Below are 25,258 nucleotides of genomic sequence, written 5' to 3'. Positions count from 1 at the left end.
CAAAACTGATTCCGCTAGCCCCTAAATTCCGCTTCCCGAAATTTTAGGTGGACAAGCAAAATACGCACAAAAGAAAACCGGCAGGTCATTGACCTGCCGGAGAGTGATGCTGGTGACTGGCCCTTACTGACCGGTCGGGACGCCCGAATTATCGGCCGGAGGGGTCTGTGTCGGGGCCGTCGAGCCCTGAGCCGGGGTTTCCGCGCCCGCAGCCGGAGCTGTGGTCGACGGAGCCGTCGTGGTCGGAGCTTGCGTCGTGCCGTTGGCGGCAGGCGTCTGGCTGTTGACCGAGCCGCCAAGCTTGTCGAGAACGCCGGCGCCGCTACCGGTGCCGTCGGTCGACGTCGACTGCGGAATGCGGTCGAGAATGTCGGTCGGATCGCCCTGATAGCGGGCAAGGATGCTCATGCCGAGCGACGTGATGAAGAACAGCGTCGCCAGGATGGCGGTCGTGCGGGTCAGCGCATTGGCCGTGCCGCGGGCCGACATGAAGCCGGAGCCCCCACCGATGCCGAGGCCGCCGCCTTCGGAACGCTGGATAAGCACCAGCCCGACCAGCGCGAGCACGATCATCAGATGGATTACGATAAGAACAGTCTGCATGATTTTCCGGTCCTGCCCGCGAATGGTCGCGGGCATACGAAATGATTGGATTGCGGCTCTTTACATGAGCCGCGCTCGCATTCCAAGCCCTTTGACGCGGTCTATTGCCGCATTTCAGGCGGTAAGCTCTTCATAGACCGACCATATGGCGAGGAAGTCGCTCGCTTTCAAGCTGGCGCCGCCAATGAGTGCGCCGTCGACATTGGCGACCCCCATCAGTTCCTTCGCGTTGCCCGGCTTGACCGAGCCGCCATAGAGGATGCGCATAGACAGGCCCTCTGCGCCAAAGCGCGCCGTCAACTCGGCCCGCATGAAGGCGTGCGCCTCGGCGACGTCGTCGAGCGTCGGCGTGAGGCCGCTGCCGATCGCCCACACCGGTTCGTAGGCGATCACAGTATTTTCTGCCGTGGCGTTGTCCGGCACGGAACCGGAAAGCTGACGCTTCAGGATATCGAGCGTCTGGCCGGCTTCGCGTTCCGCCTGCGTTTCGCCGATGCAGATGATCGCCGTCAGGCCGGCACCATAGGCCGCCTCCGCCTTGGCGCAAACAAGGTGATCGGTTTCGGCATGGTCGGTGCGGCGTTCGGAATGGCCGACGATGGCATGGGTGCCGAAGCAGTCCGCGACCATTTCGGCGGAAATGTCGCCGGTATGAGCCCCCGACACGTTCTGGTGGCAATCCTGCGATCCGATCGCCAGCGGACTGTCGGTCGCCAGTGACGTCGCAACGTAAAGCAGGGTCGCCGGCGGGCAGATAAGACTGTCGACCTTCTCCGACAACGGCTTGTTCACACCGGCTGCGATCGCCTTGATCTGGTCAAGCGACGCGCGCGTTCCGTTCATCTTCCAGTTACCCGCAACAAGCGGTCGGACATTCGGGGTCATCCGCAAATACCATCCTTAAATTTGTGGGGCAGTAACAACATGATGCCAGGACAGGCGTTGGTGCCATTGATGAGGTTGGTCGTAAGGCGCCTGTTTGCTGGTAGACGAGAGGCTCCGCCCTTTCCTCATCGCCAATCGGAAAAAGGCCTCCGTCCCGGCCTTGATCCACCATCTGTGTTCTTAAAGGAGCATGCCCGGATTGCAAAGCAGCGGAGGCCTGTTTGCATTCGATTTTTCGCCAATTTTGGCGATTTCTTCCGCAATCGGCTACCTGAGCGGGAAAATAACGTCAGTCACTGCGCGGTGACGATCCAGTTCAGCATCCGTTTCCAGTCGCTCATGCGGACCGGCGTGCCGTGCGAGCCGCTGTTGAACAGGTCGAAGCGGGTCGGATATCCGTTGCCGTGCAGCGTCTCGTAGAGCGTCACCTGATCCTTGGCCGCATAGACCGGATCATTGCCGCCATGGGTGAAGTAGATCGGCAGCTTCGCCTTGTAGGCGGCGCTCTTGGTGAAATCGGGATCGGTTGCGCCACCGAGAATGGCCATCCCCTTGAGTTCAGTGACCGCCGCCGGCTCCTTGGCCACCGCCCAGCAGAGGAAGCTGCCCATGGACGCACAACTGAGGATAACCGGCGAACCGGGTGCGCGCCGGCTGGCATAGTCGATCAGCGCCGTGACGCGATCGACGCCGGACTGATCGAACACAGGAACGCTGGGCGCGTAGTAGGTGCCGCCGTTTCGGTCGGCAAGGTTCTTCAGCCGGTTGAAATTGCCGCCGAAGGAATTGTCGTTCATCCCGAGCCGCCGGTCGCCACCGCGTCCGTGGATGAAGATCACCGTGAACCGTTGCCCGCCATCCGGCCCGACCCGTCCGACATCGAGCTTCAGTCCTCCAAGATCGAGCGTCTCCATCACCTGCTTGCGCCGGACACCGAGAGACTGGTATTCGGACTTTGCATAACGTTCGGGAATGCGGTCGCGGCCGTTGATGTCGCGCATCTCCTGGTAGTCGATCACGCGGAAATCGCCATTGTCGCGGCTCTCGAGCACCGTCTGGTCGGAAAAGAGCTTGTCCTTGTAGGGGCCGACAAGATCTCCGGCCGCAGAACTTTCGGCATAGAGCGCCAGGAAGACGGCCATGCCGGTGCGTAGAATGAAATGAACTGTGGACATCGGCATGCAGTCGCGCTCCCCACCCCTTATTGCCTTGCCATCGGGTCCGCGCGAAAGCAAACCTGAAACGAAAAATGTGCCGGGAATCGCGCGCATCAGCGCTTTCTGGCAGAATTGAGTTGATTCGCATCCGAGTTGCAAAATGCGACTGAAATATGGGATGCGGATGCTTCTCTCACAGATTGAGCCTGGAATTCGAACGGTCATATGGACGATAGCAACGATCTCTTTTCGACCCTCGCAACCGGAACACCGGCCAGAAGCGACGAGGCAACCCCGCCTGCCCCCAAGGCAGCGGAAGTTAAGCCGCGACCTGCACCGGCCGCGCCACCCGCACCGGTGACTGCCTCCTCCGACAATTACGACGCCTCCGCCATCCGCGTTCTGGAGGGCCTTGAGCCTGTCCGCATGCGGCCGGGCATGTATATCGGCGGGACGGACGAAAAGGCGCTGCACCATCTCTTCGCCGAAGTCATCGACAACTCGATGGACGAAGCCGTCGCCGGACATGCCAATTTCATCGAGGTCCATCTCGATACGGAAGGCTTTCTGACGGTGACCGACAACGGCCGTGGCATTCCGGTCGAAAACCATCCTCAGGTGCCGGGCAAGTCGACGCTGGAAGTCATCCTCACCAAGCTGCACGCCGGCGGCAAGTTCGACGGCAAGGCCTACGAGACCTCCGGCGGTCTGCACGGCGTCGGCGTCTCGGTCGTCAACGCGCTGTCCGACAGTCTCGAGGTCGAGGTCGCCCGCAACCGCCGCCTCTACCGGCAGTGCTTCTCGCGCGGCATTCCGCTTGGCGGCATCGAGGATCTGGGCGACATCCACAATCGCCGCGGAACGCGCGTGCGCTTCCATCCCGATCCCGAGATCTTCGGCCCCGCCGCCCGCTTCGATCCCGGTCGGATCTTCCGGATGGCCCGCTCGAAGGCCTATCTCTTCGGCGGCGTGGAAATCCGCTGGGCCTGCGATCCCGGCGTCCTGCCCGAAGGTTCGGACATCCCCGACAAGGCGGTGTTCCACTTCCCCGACGGGCTGAAAGACTACCTGAAGGCGACGCTTGGCAAAGACTTCACCGTCACGCGCGAAATCTTCGCCGGCAAGACGGAGAAGACCGGCGGCCACGGCGCAGTCGAATGGGCGGTCACCTGGTACGGCGGCGACGCGCAGCTTCACTCCTACTGCAACACCATCCCGACACCCGAAGGCGGCACGCACGAGGCCGGCCTGCGCATGGCGCTGCTGCGCGGCCTTAAGAATTACGCGGAACTGACGCAGAACAAGCGGGCAGCCCAGATCACCACGGACGACGTGATGATCTCGGCCGTCGGCATGCTATCGGTCTTCATCCGCGAGCCGGAGTTCGTCGGCCAGACGAAGGACAGGCTGGCGACGATCGAAGCGCAGCGCATTGTCGAGAACGTCCTGCGCGATCCCTTCGACCACTTCCTGACCGACAACCCGGCCGAGGCCGAAAAGCTGCTCGACTGGGTGATCGAACGCGCCGAGGAGCGCCTGCGCCGCCGCAAGGAGCGCGAGGTCAATCGCAAGACGGCGGTGCGCAAGCTGCGCCTGCCGGGCAAGCTCGCCGACTGCTCGCAGAACGTCGCCCAGGGCGCCGAACTGTTCATCGTCGAAGGCGATTCGGCCGGCGGTTCCGCCAAGCAGGCGCGCAATCGCGCCAATCAGGCCATCCTGCCGTTGCGCGGCAAGATTCTCAACGTCGCCAGCGCCGGCCGCGAAAAGCTGACGGCCAACCAGCAGCTGGCCGACCTTATCCAGGCGCTCGGCTGCGGCACGCGGTCGAAATACCGCGAGGAGGACCTCCGCTACGAACGCATCATCGTCATGACCGATGCCGACGTCGACGGTGCGCACATCGCTTCGCTGCTGATCACCTTCTTCTATCAGGAGATGCCCGACCTCATCCGTCAGGGCCATCTCTTCCTTGCCGTACCGCCGCTCTACCGCCTGTCGCAGGGCGGCAAGACGCTCTATGCCCGCGACGACGCGCACCGGGCGGAACTGATGGAAACGGTGTTCAAGGGCAAGAAGGTCGAAATCGGCCGCTTCAAGGGTCTCGGCGAAATGCTGCCCGCGCAGCTCAAGGAAACCACCATGGATCCGGGGAAGCGCACGCTGCTCCGCGTCGATATCGACCAGGTGGATTTCGAAGGCACGCGCGATGCGGTCGACAGCCTGATGGGCACCAAGCCCGAGGCGCGTTTCCGCTTCATCCAGGACCGTGCAGAGTTTGCCGACAATCTGGATATCTGATCCGGCGCAAGGCAGGCCTCAGGACAACCTCTTCTCCATGAACAGGCTTAGCGGATCGGGGAGATAATCCGCGAAGGGCTCGATCTCCACATAGCCGAAGCGACGGTAGAGCCCGATCGCTTCCGGCTGGTGGATGCCGGTTTCCAGCCTCAGGACCGGCAAACCCGCCTCGATGGCCAGCCGCTCGATTGTTTCCAGCAAGCGCGCGCCGATCTTCAATCCACGCGCCTGCGGGTCGACGAACATCCGCTTGATCTCGCCGAAGCCGTCATGGGCGACATACGAGCCGCATCCGAGCACCTTGCCGTCACCCCGCGCCACGAGAAAGCTGACCTCCGGTTGCTCCAGAGTTTCGATGTCGAGAAGATGATTGCTTTCCGGCGGATAGAGAGACGCCATGTATTCGTCCGAAAGCGCGATCAGGCGCAGGATTTCCGGCTGGCGCGGCGTTTCTGTTGCAATCGATATCCGCAAGATGTCGCTCCCGCTTGTTGGTCGGCCGACTGAGATGATTCCAAATTTTACATTACCCGCCTTGGTTTTGCGGCAATGTCTCCCCTATAAGCAATAGCAACACGGCAACCGAAGAAAAAAGGTCGGCAGTCATGCAACCTGCAGCATTGGTGATCATGACCATCCTTGGATGTGACGACACCGCTACCAAGTGCAATTTCATCGCGACGGCGAACCAGCAATGGACGACCGTCGCCGCCTGCGATCAGGATACGGCCAATGTCCTGGACGGCTATTCCGATGCCGAATTTCCGATGGTGATCGCCGTTTGCCAGGCAGACGAGCCCGGCTCCATGCAGGCAGCCGCCGCCGCGGCCAAGGCCAGTTCCGAGGCAACTCCGGCCGCCACGCCTGAGAAGCCTGCCGCCCCGGAGGTCAAGCCCAAGCAGCAGGCCAAGACCACGCTGCCGGCAAAGGTCCCTGTGCCGACGCCGGCGCCGGCCACGCAGAGCGAACAACCGACCGGCAATGGCCTCCAGGCGAGCGCCGAGCCTCCGGCGGCCCCCGCCCCGGTCGTCGTGCCCATGCCGCCCGAGGAGGAAGATCCCGGCTTCGCCGCCCGCGCGATGACGCGAATCAAGAAAATTCTGCCGACCGGCAAGGATTTCAAGAAGATCGTCGAAGCGCCTGTTCATGTCGTGACCGACAGCTATTCCTGGGTCGCGCGCAAGGTCACAAAGAACGACAATCCATAACGGACTGAACCGTCTTCACTGGCTGATCGATTCCAGCACGGAGATGATCGTCTGCTTCCGATCGAGATTGTAGGCGTCCGCCACCGTCAGCTGTTCGTTGACGGTGCTGGTCAGCGTCGCATAGCGTTCGGCTGCTGCAAGATCACCCGTATGAGCCGCTTGCCGGGCCCGATCCATCAGCTCCGTGGCGATATGGGCGGTGAAGAAGGTGTAGATCGTATCCGCGCCCTTCTGTGACAAGGCGTCCGCCAGCCGATGCATGGCCTGGCGCGCCGCCGGTCCCCTTTGAGCTAGGACATCCTGATAGGCAGAGATGATTTCTCCGCCGCCATAATTCAAAAGCTTCAGCGCCTCCGAGACGCTGCCCTTGGCAGCCGCCAGAAGGCTGCCGGCAGCACCCGGCTCCACACGCACCTGCAGGTGGTCCAGAGCCTTCTGCAAGGCCAGGTCATCGAGCGGTGACAGTCTGAGCGACAGGCAGCGCGACCGGATGGTCGGCAACAGCTTACCCGGCGCATGCGACAGCACCAGGAACAGCGCCCGCTTCGGCGGCTCCTCGAGAATTTTCAGGATGGCGTTGGCGGCGCTCCGGTTCAGGTCGTCGGCCGGATCGAGAATAATGATCCGCCAGTTGCCGCTGCCGGAGGTCTGGGCGAAAAATTTGCCGGCCCGCCGGACCTCGTCGACCGTGATAGCTGTCTTGAATCGTCCGCTCTTCTCGTCGAAGGGGCGTTCCAGGTGCAGGAGATTGTGCGACGCGCCGCTGGCGAGCTGACGGCTCACCGGGCTGTCGGGATCCGGATCCGACATATGGTCCGGCGCATGTTCAGGCTCCGGATGGGTGAGGATGTGGTTGGCAAACCGGTAGGCGAGCGTCGCCTTGCCGATGCCCTCCGGCCCGTCGATCAGGATGGCATGGTGTCCCTTGCCGGACCGATAGGATTGCGCCAGGAACCGCTCGGCCTCCCCGTGGCCGAAGAGCACTGTGTTGCGCGCCGGCGCAATCGCGCCGTCGAGGATGCGCTCGCTCTCGTCGCTCATTGCACGGTTTCCGTATGCGTGGCCGAGACGCGGTCCACACTGTCGAGCAGCGGCTCGACGATGTCGCGGACGTCGGCGGCGATCTGTTCTTCGCCGCGCTGCGCATCGACGACCCGGCAACGCCCAGGCTCGTTGGCAGCGATCTCCAGGAATGCTTCGCGGCGCTTCTCGTGGGTATCGATCTTTTCGCGCTCGAAACGGTCCGGCTCGACCGGCAGGCTGCCCGCCGCCGCGTCCGCCCGCTTTCTCGCCCGCTCCAGCCCGATGGCTGCCGGAATGTCGAAGATGATGGTGCAGTCCGGCACTGTGCCGTTTACCGCCACGCGCTCCAGCGATTCGATGAATTCCGGCTCCAGATTTCCGGTCACGCCCTGATAGACGCGCGAGGAATCCATAAAGCGGTCGCAGAGCACGATCACGCCACGCTTCAGCGCCGGCCGCAGAACCTGTTCGACATGATCGGAGCGGGCTGCGGCAAACAGCACGGCCTCCATGCGCACGCCGTAACTTTCCGCAGCGCCTGAAAGAAGCACATGGCGCACGGCCTCGGCACCGGGAGAGCCGCCGGGCTCGCGGGTCGTCAAGACGTCATAGCCGCGCGAACGCAGCCATTCGGCAAGCCGGCGAATCTGGGTCGATTTGCCGGCCCCTTCCCCGCCTTCGAAGCTGATGAATAATCCTGGTTCGTTCGCCAATACGCATTTCCCGTCGTTGGGCTATCCTTACCTTCAATCGAGATCGTGCCGCAACCGTCCCGCACACAATCCGCCGACGGCCGCCACAGAAAACGGCCGGTTTCTACATCCAGAAGAATATGAGCGATTTCGCGGCATCCATCGCCCGGCTTTCCAGAGAGCCGCGGCTGACTGCTTCTCCGGCCAGAAGCGGCACTTCGCCGAGCACCTGGTCGCCGGAGAGGATCTGCAGCGACGCCATCTCGCTGCCCGCCTCCACCGGTGCCTTGAGGGGCCAGTTGTAGCGTATTTTGCCCCTGATGCCGGCGTTCTCGGCGGCAGGCACGTAAAGATCGAGCGGCTTCGCCACCTTGAGCGCCACCGTTGGTGCGACGCCGCCATAGACGTTGGCCTGCCCCACCACTTCGCCGCCATCGAACATGTGCCGTGGCTTGAAGGCGGTCATGCCCCAGTTGAACAGCGCCTCCGCCTCGCTTGCCCTGTCCTTCTCCGTGGCAACGCCGCTGAAGGCGAGATAAAGCTGGCGCCCGTCACGCTGCATCGAGCCGACATAGGCGTAGCCATAGCCGTCGGAATAGCCGAGGCCGAGGCCGTCGACACCGCTGTCGATCCGGATCAGTGGGTTCTTGTTGCGCTGGAAGATCCCGTTCCACTCGAACGATTCCTCCGAAAAATAGCGGTAATATTCAGGATAGGTTTTCTTCAGATGCTCGGCGAGCCTGACGAGATCGCCGATGGTCGTCCGGTTGCCGGGATGCGGCAGCCCTGTCGGATTGGAGTAGAACGTATTCTTCAAGCCGATCGCGGCGGCCCTGCGGGTCATGCGTTCGGCGAATTTCTCCTCCGACCCGTCCATGCCTTCCGCAAGGATGATGCAGGCATCGTTGGCGAGCTGGACCGCCGCGCCGCGAATGAGATCCTCCACCCGGATCTGCGACTTGATCGCCGCAAACATGGTGGTCGTGCGCGAGGGCGCGCCACCTGTCCGCCAGGCATGCTCGGAGACCGGAAACTGCGTATCGAGGGTGATCTCGCCCTTCTTCAGCGCGTCGAACACCACTTCCATCGTCATCAGCTTGGCGAGAGAGGCAGGCGGGAGCGGGCTGTCGGCGTTGCGCGACATCAGCACCGTGCCGGTGTTCGCCTCGAGCAGCAGCACCCGGTCCGCCTTGGTCTCGAAGTCCTGGCCGAAGGCGGCTGCTGGCATGGCGGCCAGTGCCATCACCAAGGCCAGCCAGCCGAAAACCTGTCTGATCTGCGAAATGCGCATGATGGTTCAGCTCACACCCCGTCCAAGCATCCATCCGGGACAATGCGGGCTGAAGGACCGGCCGTCAATTGCCGGCGTCTGCGTTCTGCATCTTGTGGTAAAAGGCGACGATCGAGGCAGGTGTCAGATCGCCCTGCGGACGCAAGACCGCATCGAACGGCGCCTGCGAAGCATCGGCGGACGCGTCATCCTGATAACCGGCGACCAGGCTGCTGCCAGACGTCGTCATGGCCATGTAGCCGCCCGGACGGGCCAGCGGAATCGGGCCTTCTTCCGGCAGAAGTACGAACTGATCGAAGGCAGAGGTTGGCTCGGCGCTCGGCACTGGAACATCGCCGCTATAGCCGCCCGTCGGTGTCGGGCCGGCGAAGGCGGTCTGAGAATAGAGGCTCGATGCGGTGGCGTCAAACGACGGTTGAGCGCTCGGCAGCCGCGATCCCTTCAGCGACGGAACAGGTGTCGGAACCGGAACATTCTCGCTGTGCGACAGCGAGTTCGGCAGAATCTTGTTGGCGGCCATCATGATGCCACCGGCGAGATTGCCCGGGAAGCCGTCCTGCGGAACCCGGCCACCCTTCTTGACGTAGGAGGCCATCATATACTGCATGTCGTTGCCGTTCAGCGGCGCACGGCCGACATATTCGACCTTTACCTTCGCGGTGCCGGCCTGTTTCATGTCGAGGAGCTCGGCGGCCTTGCCGGAAACGTCGATGATACGACCCGGATGATACGGCCCGCGATCGTTCACGCGGACGATCAGCGAGGAGCCGTTTTCAAGATTGGTGACACGGGCATAGCTCGGCAGCGGGAAGGTCGGATGGGCCGCGGAAATGAACTGCTGGTCGTAGATCTCGCCATTGGCGGTCAGGCGGCCATGGAACGCGGAGCCGTACCAGGAGGCTAGGCCCGTCTTGGCGTAGTTTTCATCTTCTGAGGGGAAATACCATTTGCCGCGAACCTGATAGGGCTGACCGACAAGCGCCCGACCGCCGCCGCGCGGGATTTTCGCCGAGGCGGTCGTCACGCGCGGGCTGGCCTTTACGCCATATTCCTTCTCGGAGAAATATTCTTTCGTCGCGGAGGTCTTGACCGGCTTGGTCTCCGTCGTCGTGCATGAAGCAGCTGCGGCACACATAGCCACTACCGCCAGCCATCGCGCCTGCGCGCCGCCTTTAACCCCGCCAATTCGCAATGCTATCTGTCCCCTGCCGCGAAATTCTCATTTCCGATCAATGCTCCACCCGCATGGCTCGATCGATCGAAAGCTCAGTTTGCAAGACCCGATTACAATATGCAATCACGATATGTAACGCCTTATAACATGGCAAAATTGAGAACGGAACGCTCAATTTCCCTGCCATGAATTCCGCTATGGTTAGCGGTTGGTTAACGGTACGCGACCCCAATATTTTTCATGGTGTCATGACTATTCTTGAATATACATGCGCGAGGCTTGTGCCTATCGTTTGACCATGTCCGATATGCCGTCTGCAGCACCCGATAACGTCATGATTCCGGTCAGTCTGCACTGCCGTGACGGCGTGCATTTGTCCGGGCACAGATGGCCGGCGCGCACAGGCGGGCAATCGGGTTGCGTCATCGTCAATCCGGCGACCGGCGTGCAGGCGCGTTACTATCACCGCTACGCGCGGTTTCTGGCCGAAAACGGATTCCATGTCCTGACCTACGACTATCGCGGCATCGGCCTATCCCGACCGCAAGACCTTCGCGGCTGCGGCTATCTCTGGCGGGAATGGGGCGAGCAGGACTTCGATGCCGCGCTCCGCTTTGCCACCGCATGGCAGCCGGACGGGCCGATCATGGTCGTCGGCCACAGCATTGGCGGCTTCCTGCCGGGCCTGTCCGAAAACGCGGCGACCATCGACCGTATGCTGACCATGGGCGCGCAATACGCCTGGTGGGGCGACTATGCCGTACGCCGGCGCGCCGCACTGTTCTGGAAGTGGCACATGGTGATGCCGGCCGCGACCGCTCTGTTCGGCTATTTTCCGGGAAAGCGACTCGGCTGGCTGGAGGACTTACCGGCCGGCGTCGCCAATGAATGGTCGTTTCGCGGCCCGAAATTCGAGCGCAGCCATCCCGCCCCCGAGCGCAAGTCAGCATTGTCACGCATGGCAGCCGTCAAGGCGCCGATCCTCGCCGTCGCCATGGCCGACGACGAACTCGGCACCCTGCCCGCCATCCGCCGGACGCTTGACTACTACACGTCCGCCAACAGGCAGATTGCCCAACTGGCACCTGCCGACTACGGCCGGCAGGCGATCGGCCACTTCAACCTGTTCCACGACAGCCACAGGGATGGCTTCTGGACGGATACGCTTCACTGGCTGAAGGATGGGCGCAATCCTTGGCCAGGGAAGACGGTGGCGCTGTGATCGCCACGCCCTTCCCGACCGCATCCGCAAATGGAACGGGCAGACACCGGTATTTGCGCGCCTGTTACTCCGTCGGCTGAATAACCGCCCTCCAGTGGCGATGCAGTGCCGCAATGTCGCCGCTGGTCAGGATTGGCATGGCCTTCTGCAAGTCCTCGTCTTTCCAGTCCCACCAGCGAAGTTCGAGCAGCATGGCTATTTGGGCGTCGTCAAACCGCTTTCGGATCACTCTGGCGGGATTGCCGCCAACGATCGCATAAGGTTCGACGTCCTTGGTCACCAGGGATCTTGTTCCGATGATCGCCCCATCCCCGATGCTGACGCCCGGCATCACGATTGCCTCGGACCCGATCCACACATCATTGCCGATGATGGTGTCGCCGGCCGGCCGATATCCGTTCTCGGCCGCTTCAAAGAACGGAACTTCATTCATCCAGTAGAACGGAAACGTGCTGATCCAGTCGTTTCTGTGCCCCTGGTTTCCCGCCATGATAAATGCGGCACCCGAACCGATCGAGCAGAAGGAACCGATGATGAGCCGATCCACGCCTTCGTCCGGCAATAGGAAGCGGGCGCAGTCATCGAATCCGTGACCGTGATAATAGCCGGAATAGTAGCTGTATCGTCCGACCTGAATGTTTGGATTGGTGACGAGACGATCGAGAGTGATGCCCCTGAACGGGCTTTCGAAAACATTGTGCATAGGAAGTACCACTTTGTGAGCAAACCGCGCATGCGGCGTCAATCACCCGCATTCGCGGGCAAGCTCCGGCAGCAATCCCCAGGATCGCTGGCCGAGCGCTTCTCACGTCAAGAACGCGGAAGCGATATGGAGGTGGTACAATCTGCGGACTTCATCTCTTTATTTTGCACAAGCTGACACCAATTTCCAGGCCAGACTTGATATGGCTCGATGCCCGCCTGCGCCAGTCGTTCGGAATATGGAATCGACACGTATTGCGAACCATGGTCGGAATGGTGAATCAGCCCGCCACGTTTGAGGGCGTGTCGATCATGCAGTGCCTGGTCGAAAGCATCGAGGACGAATCCCGCGTGCGCCGTTGGAATGACCCGCCGGCCAACGATACGGCGGGCGAAACTAACGCGATGTCCTCTTCAGAATCAGTCTCTCGGAGCTCACCAACGATCTGCTCTGCCCTCCTAGAGATTCCACAATTTCTGAGCCGTTTTGGCTTCAATCTTGGATATCTCGCAAGAAGCCTTCCACCAGCACCAAAAAATCCTCAAGATTATCTTGGTTGATAAGGTGAGCAGCGTTTCGCACCTGCACGAGTTGCGAATCTGGCACCAACTCGTTGACTCGTTCCGCAATGGTCGGGAACGGAGATGGAGACATGCTGCCGACAAGCACGAGTGTCGGAGCCTTTACCGCGCCCAATAGAGTTGCGGAAAGCGGCGGTCGACTTTTGTCTTGCATCTGAAGCAGAATGGAGGAGGCATTCGCCAGAGATATGGCCTTCAATTCCGGCAAGCGCTCCTCCCATTTCAGCCCGCCGCAGACACTGTCAAGATAACGGGCCACTCCCTTTCGCGTCTCGCCGGCCTGCAGCAGAAGTAGCGCCTCTTTCTGGTCCTCAGCAAGGCTGCGCGCTGGCCGCTGCCCTTCCGCCGATCCGCCCGGCTCCATGAGAATGAGGGATCGCGTCAGATCAGGCCGCAAACCTGCCAGGGACGCTGCGAGATACCCGCCATAGGAATGACCCACAAGATGTACAGGCCCCAAGCCGAGTGCATCAATGAATGCAATCATATCCTCAATCTGGTCTTGGGCGCGGTACGGAACGTTCTCGTGGTCTGTCGGGACCGGCCAATGGAATCTGCGACTGGGCGCGATGCAATGATACGAGTCGGAAAGACCCTTTATCGCATCGTTCCAGTAGCGCAGATCCAATGCCGATCCGTGGATGAAGACAAGCGGCGGTCCATTGCCCTCGCAAATGTAGGAAAACTCGTAACCGCGAACACGTAATTTCTTCATCTCAACCTTGCCCTGTGTGACGTTTGCAGCGGAAAGTTCTCACCCATAGACAAGCGTTGGTAGCCATAGTGCCAGTTCGGGAACAAAGGTCACCAAAATCAGCAAAGCCAACATAATCGCAATGAAGGGCATGACACCGCGGGTGACCTCCGACAATGGCGTATTGGTTGACGACGAAAGAACGAACAGGTTCAGGCCAATCGGTGGAGTGATGAGAGCCAGCTCCATGTTGATCACCATAACCACCGCGAAGTGGATGGGATCGATTCCCAGCGGCCCTAGCAACGGCAATATTATTGGCAACGTGATCAACATGATAGCCATGACTTCCAGAAACGTTCCAAGTATCAGGAAGAAAATGTTGATAATGATGAGGAACTGCCATGACTTGAGATTGGCGTCAGCAATAACATCCGCGAGTGCCTGCGGACCCCCGGATCCTGTCAACCAATGCCCGAAGGCAACCGCCGTCATGATAATCGCGATGATGGTGGCGGTTCTGCGCATCGATTCCCCGATAATCGGGATCACGCTGCGTAGTGTGCAGCCATCGTAGAACACGACACTCACGACGATCGACAGGAGTGCAGCAATGCCGGCGGCTTCCGTTACTGTGACAATTCCCGAATAGATGCCCCCCAGGATGACGACGGGGATCGACAACGCGGGCAGTGCGCTCCATGTCCGCTTGATTGCCTCGGCACGTGCAATTGGTGGAGACTTCGAATAATTTTTGCGATGGGCTGTCCATACCGAATAGGCGATGAACAAACCGGCCTGAATCAGCCCCGGCAGCACTCCTGCGAGAAAAAGGCGTGGCACGGATTGCTCCGCAAGCATCGCGTAAACGATGAACGCCAGGCTCGGAGGGATCAGGATCCCGAGCGTACCCGACGCCCCGATCAAGCCTGCGGAGAAGGAGCGAGGGTAATTCTGCTTCACCATTGCCGGCACGAGAATTACCCCGAGCGCAACCGCGGTGGCCACGGAGGAACCGCAGATGGCTGCAAAGACGGTGGTTGCGAGGACGCCGGCCACGGCAAGGCCACCGGTCATTCGCCCCACCAACACATTGGCGAAATCCATAAGAGCTGCAGCAATCCCGCCCCTCTCCATGAATGTCGCGGACATTATGAAGAAGGGAATTGCCAACAATGTCAGCGAGTTCAGATGATCCATGTAGATCTGGGCTACGCTGACGGGAGGCATGCCTTCAAGGAGCAGCATGACACCGGATATCAAACCCAGAACAATGTAGATTGGAATGCCCACCGCCAAAAGCGCCAGCAGGGCGAAGGCTACCAGAATATATTCCATGGCTTAGCCCTCTTCCGTTTCAGCTGCTGCGTGGCGGCGTGTCACAAGACTGGCCCCATAGACGAGGCACTGGAATAGCATTCCGACCGGCAAGGCGAGGTAATAGTAGGCCTTCGGGAAATGCAGAGACGTATCACCGACTTCGCCCAGCATCAGCGCAAAACCCACCATTTTCCAACCAGCCCAAGCCAGCGCCGCGGAAAATGCGAGACCGATGCACCATGTACCGATCAGATAGGCGCGTTTGGCACCCCCCTCCAGGCGCGCAACCAAAAAGTCTGCGCTGACATGTTCGTTTCGCAAGGCGAGTTCTCCAAATGAAAGAAACACCGCCCAGATCACCGCATATACAGTGACTTCAGATCCCCAATCGGTCAGGATTTGCGGAGCAAAATATCGTCCCACAACCTCGTAGCAAACGAGAAGAAGCGCGAGGAGGCCAATGATCCCCGAAACATACTCGGAGAAATGGCACAGTTTCCTAATGTATTTCATAGATTTAAGACCCACGGAATGCACGGACACGCAACCCAATGAAGGTTTGGTGTCCGTGCTTTTGAGATGATTTCCTTATGAGGGAGACCGGCCTTTAATTCGATTTGGCCAATTCGTCGGATACCAATTTGATGAACGCCGGATCGATGCCAAGTTCCTTGATCAGGTCAGGCTGACCTTCCAGCAGCTTTCGACGCGTCGCGTCCAGCGCAGCCGGATCCGGATCAATCGTCTCCACCCCATTGTCGGAATTGAAGCGACGAGCTTCTTCCTGCGAGGTGAGAGCAGACTTGCGGGCATCCGCAACCAGCGTGTTCCAGGTTTCCTCGATCAAAGCCTGAATTTCCGGCGGGTATCCGTCCCACGCCTTCCTGCTGATCATCGGCACATATTGAAGGAAAGCCTGCCGATCCTCGAAGCCGTACTTGATGCCGCTCTCAAACAGTTTGGAGCTGCGGACAGATTCCTGAGTGCTCCAAATTCCGTCGACCGTGCCTCGCTGAAGCGCCTGAGGCACATCAGAAATGGGAATGACCACAGGCGTTGAACCCAGCGCTTCATATCGTTGGATTGTCGCTGCGCCGCCGGGAACACGGATTTTCAGACCCGCCATGTCTTCCGGAACAAGCAGCTTTTTCTGGGTCGTAAATACACTGCCATACCCCAGATCGAAATAGTGGCCGATGACCTTGACGCCCAGCTTCGCTTCGATCAGCTCATTGAGCTTGTCACCGGCGGGGCCATCCCAGAGTTTTGCAATCGTATCCGGATCAAGGCCGTAAAACATGGGCAGAAGCGGAACATTCGCCTCGGGAACGACCTTGGTCAGATGCTGGTGCAATGGCGCGCCCATGTCGATGGCGCCTTGCGCCAAGGCGATCGGAACGGTGGCTCCGCTGTATTTCGAACCCGATGAAAAGACGGTTACCTTGATCTCGCCGTTTGAATTCTTTTCGAGCTCTTCACCAAAACGGATCATCGCCTTGCTGCGAACATGCGTGGGCGGCGACTCCAATGCAATCTCAAGCTTATATTCGGCCGCCTGCACGGCCGTTGTCAGCGCAGCGGCGATCGCAAGCGCGTAAGACGCCAGTAACTTTCCCATTTATTCCTCCCAAGTTGATGTGGCCTACTCATTTGCCTGCCACGGAAACACGAGGTTTTTTAACAGAAATTGCGGATCGGGAAAAATTATGGGAATAGATATCTGATATCAAATTTGGAGATGCCCCATGCTGAGGTCGAGAGACCTGCCGCTCTTGATGGATTTCGTTGCTGTCTGCCGAAGCGGAAGCATCAGCGCCGCGGCTCGCGAGTTGAACACAGTGCAGTCGGCGATAACCCAGCGCGTTCAACGATTGGAAGAGGCTTGCGGAACCGAGCTTCTGGTTCGTCACTCAAGGGGCGTGTCTCCCTCTGACCAAGGGAAAGTCATGTTGCGGCTGGCCGAGAGCTTCGAGACATTGCTCTTCAATGCCAACCAAGAGCTTAACGAATGGCTGTCCTCGCCAAGTGGCTCGATCACTTTCGGCCTCCCCCCTTCCTTGACGCCGACGCTTGTCGAACCACTCATAAATGACTTCGCCCTCCACTTGCCGAATGTTCAGATTTCCCTGACAGAAGCTATGTCTGGCTATCTGGAAGGCTGGCTGGAAAATGGTGAAACCGATTTCGCGATCGTTTTTCAAAGACCGCATGTCGAGGGAATATCAACCACGCCGCTTCTGGATGAGGAACTTTATCTATTGGTCATCCCTGAGCTCGCGGCCGACTTGCCGGCGTCGGTCACCATTCGCGATATTGCCCGGCTTCCGCTGGTTGCGCCGAGCCGTCGGCATTCAACGAGATATCTGCTGGAGTCGGCAGCAGCGGAGGCCGGACTGGAGCTTAACATCCTTTCGATCGACGCGGGCCATCAACTCATCCGGCAAGGCATTGCCGGACGTTGCGGCATGGTGCTGTCGCGCTCGGCCGCAGCGCCTGAACTTGCAGCAGGAGACTTGGTGGCAATTCCCATTCGGCAGCCAAAATTTCAGAGGACAATTTATCTAGCCGAACGCAGCGAGGCATCTAAATCTTATCTGGTCAATGCCGCGCGCCAGCAGTTCCTAACAACCTTCGAACATCTCGTTGTCAGTGGAAAACTCATGGGCCGCCCGCGCGGCGCTTTGACCGATCTTGGAAAAGAGGCATTAAAATAGTCGGCATAGTCCGTACCAAGGGGTCTGGAAGGAATCGCACAACACACTGATTCCCAAGTAAGCTGACCATAGCCGTGCGCAGGCACTGCAAATGGAGCAGTCCAGCGCCCGTCGCGAGCGTCCTCACCCGATTTTAACCGATTTCCGCGCCGTCAATCTGAGTATTTGAGGATGCAACAGCCAATCGGCAGTTTTGCAACACGTATGCAGTTGCAGCATTGTTGCAGAAAAGAATCGAGAATGTTGCAAGCCGCCTCAAATTGAGACGCTTGGGGGAGTGTAGCTATATAATATGTTTTCATAGGGTGTTGGCGGATGGGGTGGGATTCGAACCCACGGTACGGTCTCCCGCACGCCGGTTTTCAAGACCGGTTCCTTAAACCACTCGGACACCCATCCAACGGCTGCCTTATGAACAATGGCCGCCCGCTTTGCAAGCCGGACATTGCGGCAGCCGAATATTTTCGAACTCTCATTTCAGGCCGGAGATGACCTTGTCCCCGATGGCTACCCCTGCCCGCTTGGCGGCGCCACCGTTGATCTCCAGCACATAGGCGACCGGCTGGCCGGATGAAATGATCGTGTCGGAGTACGGTTCGGTGTCCTCGGTGATATTCCGGATGTTGCCGTCCTTGTCGATGAACAGCATGTCGAGCGGCAGCGGCGTGTCGTGCATCCACATCGATACCATCCGCGTCGTGCCGAAATCGAAGAGCATGCCGGCGGTCTCGTCGAGCGTCTTGCGTTCCATCAGGCCCTTTTCGCGCTCGACCTGCGTCGCCGCGATCTCGACCTCAAATGTCACCGTGCCGCCGCTGGCGCGGGCAATCTCCAGCGCTCGCGTGCCACCGGCGCTGGCCGTGAAATTCGAAGCGACGAGCACAAACGAAAACAGCGCCATGACGGCGCTGAAATGCAGGAGCGTTCTGGACAGGAGTCGCATCAGTGCGCGCGGCTGCCCGGATTAGGCATGTCCGGATGGATTTCGGCAGCCATAAGCCCCTTGTCGCCGTCGCCGAAACGGACCAGCACCACCTGGCCCGGCCGCAATTCGGTGAGCCCGAACCGGCGCAGCGTCTCCATGTGGATGAAGATGTCCTCGGTGCCCTCGCCGCGCGTCAGGAAGCCGAAGCCCTTGGTGCGGTTGAACCACTTGACGATCGCCCGTTCCAGGCCGCTTGTCGGCGTCACCTGCACATGCGTCTTGACCGGCGGCAGCTGCGAGGGATGCACCGCCGTCGACTGGTCCATGGAGAGAATGCGGAAGGCCTGGAAGCCGCGATCTCGCTTCTGGATCAGCGCCACGATGCGCGTGCCTTCGAGAATGGTCTGGTAGCCGTCCCGTCTGAGGCAGCTCACATGCAGGAGAATGTCCTGCATGCCGTTGTCCGGAATGATGAAACCGTATCCCTTGGCGACGTCGAACCATTTCACGACGCCGGTGATTTCGATGAGGTCTACCGGTTCGCCCGCAAGATCTTCAAGCTGCGGTATCCCTTTGGATGAAATCCTGTCAGCCATGCCTAAGTCAGCCCCTCGAATACGCGTTACCACAATAAAGGATACGTGCAATTTTGATTCTTGCAGACGAGATTAACATCCGGTTAACCATAGGGCGCAAGCCCCAGATTGCAATTATCCCATGGGCTTTTTATGGGCCATGCCTTGCCTGAAGCTGATTTGCGACCAAATATGCGTTGCAACGAACAAAGGGAGAGGTCATGCGCTATCTGCACACCATGGTCCGGGTCAAGGACGTCGACGCATCCATGCGTTTCTACTGTGAGCTGTTCGGGCTCGAGGAAGTCCGCCGCATCGAAAACGAAAAGGGCCGCTTCACGCTGATTTTCCTCGCCGCGCCGGACGATGTCCCGGCCGCCAAGGAGAACAAGGCGCCCTGCCTGGAGCTTACCTACAACTGGGATCCGGAAGACTACACCGGCGGCCGCAATTTCGGCCACCTCGCCTATGAGGTCGATGACATCTATGCCTTCTGCCAGAAGCTGATGGACAATGGCGTGACGATCAACCGCCCGCCGCGCGACGGCCACATGGCGTTCGTCCGTTCGCCGGACGGCATTTCGATCGAGATCCTGCAGAAGACGGAAGCGCTTCCCGCGCAGGAACCCTGGGCCTCCATGCCGAACACCGGCAGCTGGTAACAACCGCCCGCATCGGCGCTTGCCGAGACGGGCCGCGTCAAACCGCACAGCTTAACGCAAGCCCTGCATGCTCAACTGCATTGGCCGCCTTCATGTCCAGCCCGGAATGAAGGCGGCCATGTGTTGTTTGCGGGGATTTCTCGAAGGTGCGGCAAAAGCCAGTTTCCATTCCATCCCGCCGCCATCTCCTTGGCGGCCTGGCGATCCTGATGACCGTTGCGCCGTTAAGCGCCTGCACGACATCCGGCAAGGCTGATGTCGATTCGGTGCTCTCGCAGGCCGCAGATGCCGACGCAACCGAAACGGAAGCAACCGACGTCGCCCGCAACGCCGAAGATGCAAAGCGGCTGCAGACGCCCAATCTGGCCGAAGCGAGCCAAACGCCAGACAATCTCCAGACTGCATCCGTGCCCGCATCCGATCCGGCTGCCTCGTTCCAGAACGCCGTCATGCAGCCGACCGCGATCAACGCTTCGGCCATGAGCATCTTCGCCAACGCCCGCTCCGCTGCCCAGCCGGTCCAGGTCGCCTCCTATGCGCCGGATACGGGAACGCGTTCGTTCTTCGCGCAGGTCTACTCGATGCCGGAACAGGCCTATGCGGCCTCGCCCGGCCTCTATCAGAGCCTGCAGATCGAATCGCCGAAGGAAACCCATCCGGACCTCTCGACGCGCATGGCGGTGGATGAGGATTCGGAGGAGGACGAAAAGCCGCGAGGCCTCGCACGTCTCGTCTCCCTCTCCGGCATGACGCGCATCGCGCCCAACGGTCTGGCCATCCAGACACCGGATATCGATGTCTCCTGCTTCAAGCCCGAGCTGATGGGCATGATCCACAATATCGAGAGCCATTTCGGCAAGAAGGTGCTGGTCACTTCCGGCTACCGCGACAAGGAACGCAACCGCCGCGCCGGCGGTGTCGAAGGATCGCTCCACACCCATTGCGACGCCGCAGACATCCAGGTGAAGGGTGTTTCCAACGGCGATCTCGCCAATTACGTCCGCGCGCTTCCGGATCGCGGCGGCGTCGGCACCTATTGTCACACCAAGTCCATCCATATCGATACCGGGCGCCCGCGCGACTGGAACTGGACCTGCGACGTCGCCTCGCGAAAGTAGCCGGCCGCGTGGCTTCCCGAGGGGATCGGTAAATATCTGTTTTCAATGGATGTTTGCATGAGGTTCACAGCACGTTCCCCGGCTGTCATCTTTTTGCAAAAAAAACGGAAATGCCGCTTGCGGGAATCCGAAGTCCTGACTATAAGGTCGCCACGTCGCGAGACGCCGCAAGGCGAAAGCGACACAGGCATGCGCCCTTCGTCTATCGGTTAGGACGTCAGATTTTCATTCTGAAAAGAGGGGTTCGACTCCCCTAGGGCGTGCCACCTTATCCCCTCAGTACTGACTTTAAAATATACTTCTATCGCGCTGATATCGTGACGTTATCAACGCTTGCATTCCTTCCTTGAGAATCTCCGAAAAAATCCGGCCGGGCTGAATTTTTCTACTTGCGGCGCAGCAAAGCCCTGACTATAAGGGCGCCACACCGCAAGACGCCGACGGATCGGCGCCCCGCGGAACGGCATGCGCCCTTCGTCTATCGGTTAGGACGCCAGATTTTCATTCTGGAAAGAGGGGTTCGATTCCCCTAGGGCGTGCCACCCACTTCTCCCAAACATATTTGATATCTCAAATCGGACTTGCCGCATCGACGACGCGGATCTGTACGCGCCGCGAGCCCTGCCAGTGATCGGCGGAGAGTGAACCGGCCAGATGCATCTGCGTGCCGCGGCCGTTCAGCAGGAACTGTCCGAGCGGCGTCTCCGCGGCGCGGAAGGCAATGCCGTCGATCCGGCTGCCGTCGGCGGCCGCTGCGCTGATCTTCACATGAGTCGTGCCAACGACCCGGGCATCGGTGATGCGATGGGAGGGCAACGCGAAGATCGGTTGCGGATGACCCGAGCCGTAGGGACCACCGGTCTCCAGCCGGTCGATGAGCTCCAGCGTCGCGCCCGAGGCAGAGAGCGCGCCGTCCACCTTGAGCGTGCGGTTGTCGGTGAGTGTCGGGACCACCTTCTGTGCACGCTCGTCGAAGAACTGCCGGAGTTTGCCCAGATTGCTCCGCTCGACCGTCAGGCCGGCAGCCATCGCATGGCCTCCACCCTTCACAAGCAGGCCCTCGTCGACGGCGGCGCGCACCATGCGGCCGAGATCGAAGCCGGCAATCGAGCGTCCGGACCCCGTCCCCTTGCCGGACGGATCGAAGGCGATGGCAAATGCCGGCCGATGAAAGCGATCTTTCAGCCGTGACGACAGAAGACCGACGATCCCCGGATGCCAGTTGTCGCGCGCCGTGATGATCACCGAGGCGGCCGAGCCGTCCCCGTATTCCGCCAGCGCCTCGGCTTCCGCCTCCTCCAGCATCACGGCCTCCATCGCCTGACGCTCGCGATTGAGTTCGTCCAGTTCCCCGGCGACCTCTTCCGCCGCGATCGGATCGTCGAGCGTCAGAAGCCGGCTACCGAGCGCTGCGTCACCGATCCGTCCGCCGGCATTGATCCGGGGGCCGATCAGGAAGCCCAGATGATAGGGCGTCACAGGACCATTGACGCCCGCCTTGCGAAACAGGGCAGCCAGCCCCGGGTTCGACATCAGCCGGGCCGCCAGCATGCCCTTGACCACGTAGGCGCGGTTCAAGCCCTTGAGCGGCACCACATCGCAGACCGTGGCCAGCGCCACCAGGTCGAGCAATGCCAACAGGTCGAAGCTGCCAACCCGCTTGTCGCCGCGCTCGCGCAGGAGCCGCATGCAGGCGACCATAACGAGAAAGACGACGCCTGCCGCGCAGAGATGCCCCTGCCCCGACAGATCATCCTCCCGGTTCGGATTGACCAGCGCATGGCAGACCGGCAGGTCATGGTTGACCTGATGGTGATCGATGACGACCACGTCGATTCCGCGCTTTGCCGCGGCCTCCAGTGATGTGTGGCTCGTCGAGCCGCAATCGACGGTGACGATCAGTTGCGCGCCCTCGTCGATCAGCTGGTTGATCGCCTGCGGGTTGGGGCCATAGCCTTCGAAGATCCTGTCGGGAATGTAGATATGCGCTTTCACGCCGAAATGCGTGAGGAACCGGTAGAGCAGCGCCGAAGACGCCGCGCCGTCGACATCGTAGTCCCCGAAGATCGCCACATGCTCCTCCCGGCCGATCGCGTCGACGATGCGTTCGGCGGCCTTGTTGCAGTCGGTCAAAGTCGAAGGATCCGGCATCAGGTTGCGAATGGTGGGGTCGAGAAAGGCCGGCGCCTCGTCTATTCCGACGCTGCGTCCCGCCAGCACCCGGGCGATCAGCTCGGGAATGCCGTGCACCTGCGCGATCGCCAGCGCGCGGTTCTGCGCCGCCTGGTCGAGCCGGGAGATCCAGCGCTGCCCGCTGGCCGACTTTTCGACGTTGAGAAAGGCCCTTTGTACGGGATCGGCGGGTTCGTTCATGGCTTTCGTCATATTTGCCCTTCGCTTGCCCTTCCTTGTCCTCTTTCCTGGCCCGTCGTCAACACCAACGACAAGAGAAAGATCAGCGCGCGAGGGCGGCGACGGGATCGAGGCGCGAGGCATTCCGCGCCGGGAGGAAGCCGAAGGCGACGCCGATCATGAAGGAGCATAGGAAGGCCAATACGATCGATTCCGACGAGAAGACGAGGCTGAAGCTCGGAACAAAGGCGTTGAACACAGCGCCGAAACCGAGCGCGGTGCCGATACCGAGCGCTCCGCCGATCAGGCAGACAAGCACGGCCTCGATCAGAAACTGCTGCAGGATGTCGTAGCGACGCGCGCCGACAGCCATGCGCACGCCGATCTCGCCGACGCGCTCGGAGACGGAGACCAGCATGATGTTCATCACCCCGATCCCGCCGACGACGAGGGAAATGACCGCGATCGCCGCCACCAGAAGCGTCAGCGTCTGTGTGGTCGATGTGATCGTTTGGCGGATGTCGTCGGTATTGAGGATGAAGAAGTCCTTGGTCCCGTGCCGCGCGGTCAGATAATCCGTGACCGCTTTTTCCGCCACGCCGGTATCAGTGTCGTCGGAGACCCTGACGGTGATGCTGCGAAGCGACATGCTGCCGAGGAAGCGCGCCTGCACGCTTCTGTAGGGTAGGTAGATGGAGAGGTTGTTGCGCCCGCCGAAGCCGCTCTGGGAAGCCGCGATGACGCCGACGATCCGGCACGGTACATCGCCGATGAAGACCACCTGACCCAGCGGATCGACGCCGCTGTCGCCGAACAGCGCCTTGGCCGCATCCTCGTCGATGACGGCATTCTGCGACATGGAATCGACATCGCTTTGGTCGAAGAACTGTCCGTCGACGAGCCTGGAGCCCTTGACGGCGAAATATTGCGCGCCGACGCCGTTGACCAGCGCGTTGGCCACCGTCGCGCGGAAGCGCACCGTGCCATTGGTCGAAACGGTCGGAGTGACCGCGGCGACATAGGGCAGTTGTGCCAGCGCATTCGCGTCGGAGACGACCAGCGTCGTCACCCTGCCCGACCGCACGTCGCCGAATCCGGAGCCGGGAAACACCTCAAGCGTGTTGGTTCCGAGGCTGGAGATGTTCTCCAGCACCTTGCGCTGCGATCCTTCGCCGAGCGCGACGACACAGACGACCGATGCAATGCCGATAATGATGCCGAGCATCGTCAGGAAGGTCCGCAGCCGATGCGCCTTGAGCGCCAGAAGCGCCATGAAGAACGCCTCCCGGAAGCGGTCGAGCGTAGCCCCGAGCGCCGAGCGCCCCCGCCCTGCCAAAGCCTTGGCGGGTACGTCCGAAGCCGCCCGCTTCTCCTTGGAGAGGCTGTCGCCGACGATGACGCCGTCGGCGATCTCGATGATCCGGTTGGCGCGGCGGGCGACATTCATGTCGTGCGTGACGATGATGACCGTTCGGCCGTCGCGGTTGAGTTCGTCGAGGATTCGCAGCACCTCGTCGCCGCTCGCCTGATCGAGCGCGCCGGTCGGCTCGTCGGCCAGGATGACATCGCCGTCGTTCATCAGCGCGCGGGCAATCGAGACGCGCTGCTGCTGGCCGCCGGAAAGCTGACCCGGACGGTGATCGAGCCTCTCATGCATGCCGAGCCGGTCGAGAAGCTGGCTTGCCCGGGACAGGCGATCGCGCCGAGTTCGCCCCGCATAGATTGCCGGCACCTCGACATTGCCGATGGCGGAGAGTTCACCGAGAAGATGATAGCGCTGGAAGATGAAGCCGAAATGTTCGCGCCGCAGCGCAGACCGCTCGTCCGGATCGAGAAGGCTAGTCTCCTTGCCGGAGACCTGATAGCTGCCGGATGTCGGCCGGTCGAGCAGTCCGATGATGTTCATCAGCGTCGACTTGCCCGAACCGGACGGCCCGACGATCGCGACCATTTCGCCGCGGGCGATCTCGAGATCGATATCGTTGAGGACCGTCAGAACCTGATCGCCTGCGGGATATTCACGCCGGACGTTCTTGAGGCGGATGATTGCGTCCTTCATCG

The 25,258-nt window shown here is 60.7% G+C and carries 23 protein-coding genes, 3 tRNA genes and 1 pseudogene; 8 read left to right on the top strand and 19 right to left on the bottom strand.

Translation table 11 applies throughout. The features are described from left to right. Window positions 1–123: 123 nt before the first annotated feature. From secG to ACU5AZ_RS00675, 3 genes are all read right to left on the bottom strand, one after another. Window positions 124–603, bottom strand: a complete 480-nt coding sequence (gene secG / locus ACU5AZ_RS00685; protein ID WP_446824167.1) for a preprotein translocase subunit SecG — start codon at window positions 601–603, stop codon at window positions 124–126. Window positions 604–717: 114 nt separating this feature from the next. Next, on the bottom strand, window positions 718–1,488 hold the full coding sequence (gene tpiA / locus ACU5AZ_RS00680) for a triose-phosphate isomerase (protein ID WP_446824166.1): 771 nt from the start codon (window positions 1,486–1,488) through the stop codon (window positions 718–720). Between the two features lie 293 nt (window positions 1,489–1,781). Further along, entirely contained in the window at window positions 1,782–2,669 is an 888-nt protein-coding gene (locus ACU5AZ_RS00675) for a dienelactone hydrolase family protein (RefSeq protein WP_446824165.1), read from the bottom strand. A 201-nt stretch (window positions 2,670–2,870) separates the two neighbouring features. On the opposite strand from ACU5AZ_RS00675, the gene parE reads away from it, so the two are divergent. Next, window positions 2,871–4,943 (top strand): DNA topoisomerase IV subunit B, encoded by a 2,073-nt coding sequence (gene parE, locus ACU5AZ_RS00670; protein WP_446824164.1) that lies wholly within the window; start codon window positions 2,871–2,873, stop codon window positions 4,941–4,943. A gap of 18 nt (window positions 4,944–4,961) precedes the next feature. On the opposite strand, the gene ACU5AZ_RS00665 is transcribed toward parE, so the two are convergent. Continuing rightward, the gene (locus ACU5AZ_RS00665; RefSeq protein ID WP_446826073.1) at window positions 4,962–5,420 is read right to left on the bottom strand and encodes a GNAT family N-acetyltransferase; all 459 of its coding nucleotides are present in this window, start codon (window positions 5,418–5,420) and stop codon (window positions 4,962–4,964) included. 152 nt (window positions 5,421–5,572) lie between these two features. Between ACU5AZ_RS00665 and ACU5AZ_RS00660 the strand changes: the two genes are divergently transcribed. Further along, the gene (locus ACU5AZ_RS00660) at window positions 5,573–6,151 is read left to right on the top strand and encodes a hypothetical protein (protein ID WP_446824163.1); all 579 of its coding nucleotides are present in this window, start codon (window positions 5,573–5,575) and stop codon (window positions 6,149–6,151) included. 15 nt (window positions 6,152–6,166) lie between these two features. Here the strand turns inward: ACU5AZ_RS00660 and ACU5AZ_RS00655 are convergent, their stop codons facing one another. The 4 genes from ACU5AZ_RS00655 to ACU5AZ_RS00640 all read right to left on the bottom strand — a co-directional run bounded on the left by ACU5AZ_RS00655 (window position 6,167) and on the right by ACU5AZ_RS00640 (window position 10,355). Further along, entirely contained in the window at window positions 6,167–7,192 is a 1,026-nt protein-coding gene (locus tag ACU5AZ_RS00655) for a DNA polymerase III subunit delta' (protein WP_446824162.1), read from the bottom strand. Then, a complete protein-coding gene (gene tmk, locus ACU5AZ_RS00650) occupies window positions 7,189–7,887 on the bottom strand; it encodes a dTMP kinase (protein WP_446824161.1) in 699 nt (232 codons plus the stop codon). The genes ACU5AZ_RS00655 and tmk overlap by 4 nt, the downstream gene beginning before the upstream one ends. A 103-nt stretch (window positions 7,888–7,990) precedes the next feature. Next, window positions 7,991–9,157, bottom strand: a complete 1,167-nt coding sequence (locus tag ACU5AZ_RS00645) for a D-alanyl-D-alanine carboxypeptidase family protein (RefSeq protein ID WP_446824160.1) — start codon at window positions 9,155–9,157, stop codon at window positions 7,991–7,993. Between the two features lie 64 nt (window positions 9,158–9,221). Next, complete coding sequence (locus ACU5AZ_RS00640) at window positions 9,222–10,355, bottom strand: septal ring lytic transglycosylase RlpA family protein (protein ID WP_446826072.1); 1,134 nt, start codon at window positions 10,353–10,355, stop codon at window positions 9,222–9,224. Window positions 10,356–10,665: 310 nt separating this feature from the next. Here ACU5AZ_RS00640 and ACU5AZ_RS00635 point away from each other — a divergent pair, with 310 nt between their 5' ends. Beyond that, window positions 10,666–11,553 (top strand): alpha/beta hydrolase family protein, encoded by an 888-nt coding sequence (locus tag ACU5AZ_RS00635; protein WP_446824159.1) that lies wholly within the window; start codon window positions 10,666–10,668, stop codon window positions 11,551–11,553. Between the two features lie 64 nt (window positions 11,554–11,617). Here ACU5AZ_RS00635 and catB read toward each other — a convergent pair whose 3' ends face one another. The 6 genes and pseudogenes from catB to dctP form a co-directional block, all read right to left on the bottom strand. Then, window positions 11,618–12,256, bottom strand: coding sequence for a type B chloramphenicol O-acetyltransferase (catB, locus tag ACU5AZ_RS00630; RefSeq protein ID WP_446826071.1), 639 nt, complete (start codon window positions 12,254–12,256; stop codon window positions 11,618–11,620). 203 nt (window positions 12,257–12,459) lie between these two features. Beyond that, window positions 12,460–12,651 (bottom strand): annotated as a pseudogene (locus tag ACU5AZ_RS00625) (IS3 family transposase); the annotation flags it as partial. Between the two features lie 97 nt (window positions 12,652–12,748). Beyond that, on the bottom strand, window positions 12,749–13,552 hold the full coding sequence (locus ACU5AZ_RS00620; RefSeq protein ID WP_446824158.1) for an alpha/beta fold hydrolase: 804 nt from the start codon (window positions 13,550–13,552) through the stop codon (window positions 12,749–12,751). A 39-nt stretch (window positions 13,553–13,591) separates the two neighbouring features. After that, a complete protein-coding gene (locus ACU5AZ_RS00615) occupies window positions 13,592–14,869 on the bottom strand; it encodes a TRAP transporter large permease (protein ID WP_446824157.1) in 1,278 nt (425 codons plus the stop codon). A 3-nt stretch (window positions 14,870–14,872) separates the two neighbouring features. Continuing rightward, window positions 14,873–15,364 (bottom strand): TRAP transporter small permease, encoded by a 492-nt coding sequence (locus ACU5AZ_RS00610; protein ID WP_446824156.1) that lies wholly within the window; start codon window positions 15,362–15,364, stop codon window positions 14,873–14,875. A gap of 94 nt (window positions 15,365–15,458) precedes the next feature. Further along, window positions 15,459–16,469, bottom strand: a complete 1,011-nt coding sequence (gene dctP / locus ACU5AZ_RS00605; protein WP_446824155.1) for a TRAP transporter substrate-binding protein DctP — start codon at window positions 16,467–16,469, stop codon at window positions 15,459–15,461. 127 nt (window positions 16,470–16,596) lie between these two features. On the opposite strand from dctP, the gene ACU5AZ_RS00600 reads away from it, so the two are divergent. After that, window positions 16,597–17,565 carry a LysR family transcriptional regulator gene (locus ACU5AZ_RS00600; protein WP_446824154.1) on the top strand — a complete coding sequence of 323 codons (969 nt, stop codon included), beginning with the start codon at window positions 16,597–16,599 and terminating at the stop codon, window positions 17,563–17,565. Between the two features lie 309 nt (window positions 17,566–17,874). Here ACU5AZ_RS00600 and ACU5AZ_RS00595 read toward each other — a convergent pair. From ACU5AZ_RS00595 to ACU5AZ_RS00585, 3 genes are all read right to left on the bottom strand, one after another. Beyond that, a tRNA-Ser gene (locus tag ACU5AZ_RS00595) sits at window positions 17,875–17,964 on the bottom strand. A 73-nt stretch (window positions 17,965–18,037) separates the two neighbouring features. Next, window positions 18,038–18,508, bottom strand: coding sequence for a DUF192 domain-containing protein (locus ACU5AZ_RS00590; RefSeq protein WP_446824153.1), 471 nt, complete (start codon window positions 18,506–18,508; stop codon window positions 18,038–18,040). Continuing rightward, window positions 18,508–19,086 (bottom strand): cold-shock protein, encoded by a 579-nt coding sequence (locus ACU5AZ_RS00585; RefSeq protein WP_261930061.1) that lies wholly within the window; start codon window positions 19,084–19,086, stop codon window positions 18,508–18,510. Before ACU5AZ_RS00585 ends, ACU5AZ_RS00590 begins: the two co-directional genes overlap by 1 nt. 200 nt (window positions 19,087–19,286) lie before the next feature. On the opposite strand from ACU5AZ_RS00585, the gene ACU5AZ_RS00580 reads away from it, so the two are divergent. From ACU5AZ_RS00580 to ACU5AZ_RS00565, 4 genes are all read left to right on the top strand, one after another. Then, window positions 19,287–19,727, top strand: a complete 441-nt coding sequence (locus tag ACU5AZ_RS00580) for a VOC family protein (RefSeq protein WP_446824152.1) — start codon at window positions 19,287–19,289, stop codon at window positions 19,725–19,727. A gap of 146 nt (window positions 19,728–19,873) precedes the next feature. Then, entirely contained in the window at window positions 19,874–20,845 is a 972-nt protein-coding gene (locus ACU5AZ_RS00575) for a D-Ala-D-Ala carboxypeptidase family metallohydrolase (protein WP_446824151.1), read from the top strand. A 191-nt stretch (window positions 20,846–21,036) separates the two neighbouring features. Continuing rightward, a tRNA-Glu gene (locus ACU5AZ_RS00570) sits at window positions 21,037–21,111 on the top strand. 201 nt (window positions 21,112–21,312) lie between these two features. After that, window positions 21,313–21,387 (top strand) — tRNA-Glu (locus ACU5AZ_RS00565). A gap of 28 nt (window positions 21,388–21,415) precedes the next feature. Here ACU5AZ_RS00565 and recJ read toward each other — a convergent pair. After that, the gene (gene recJ / locus ACU5AZ_RS00560; protein WP_446826070.1) at window positions 21,416–23,218 is read right to left on the bottom strand and encodes a single-stranded-DNA-specific exonuclease RecJ; all 1,803 of its coding nucleotides are present in this window, start codon (window positions 23,216–23,218) and stop codon (window positions 21,416–21,418) included. 82 nt (window positions 23,219–23,300) lie between these two features. Next, window positions 23,301–25,256, bottom strand: coding sequence for a MacB family efflux pump subunit (locus ACU5AZ_RS00555; RefSeq protein ID WP_446824150.1), 1,956 nt, complete (start codon window positions 25,254–25,256; stop codon window positions 23,301–23,303). Window positions 25,257–25,258: the final 2 nt, after the last annotated feature.

It is taken from the genome of Rhizobium sp. PAMB 3182, assembly GCF_052908355.1.
Note: the sequence above shows the minus strand (reverse complement) of the source record. Positions and strands in the feature narration are given on the sequence as shown.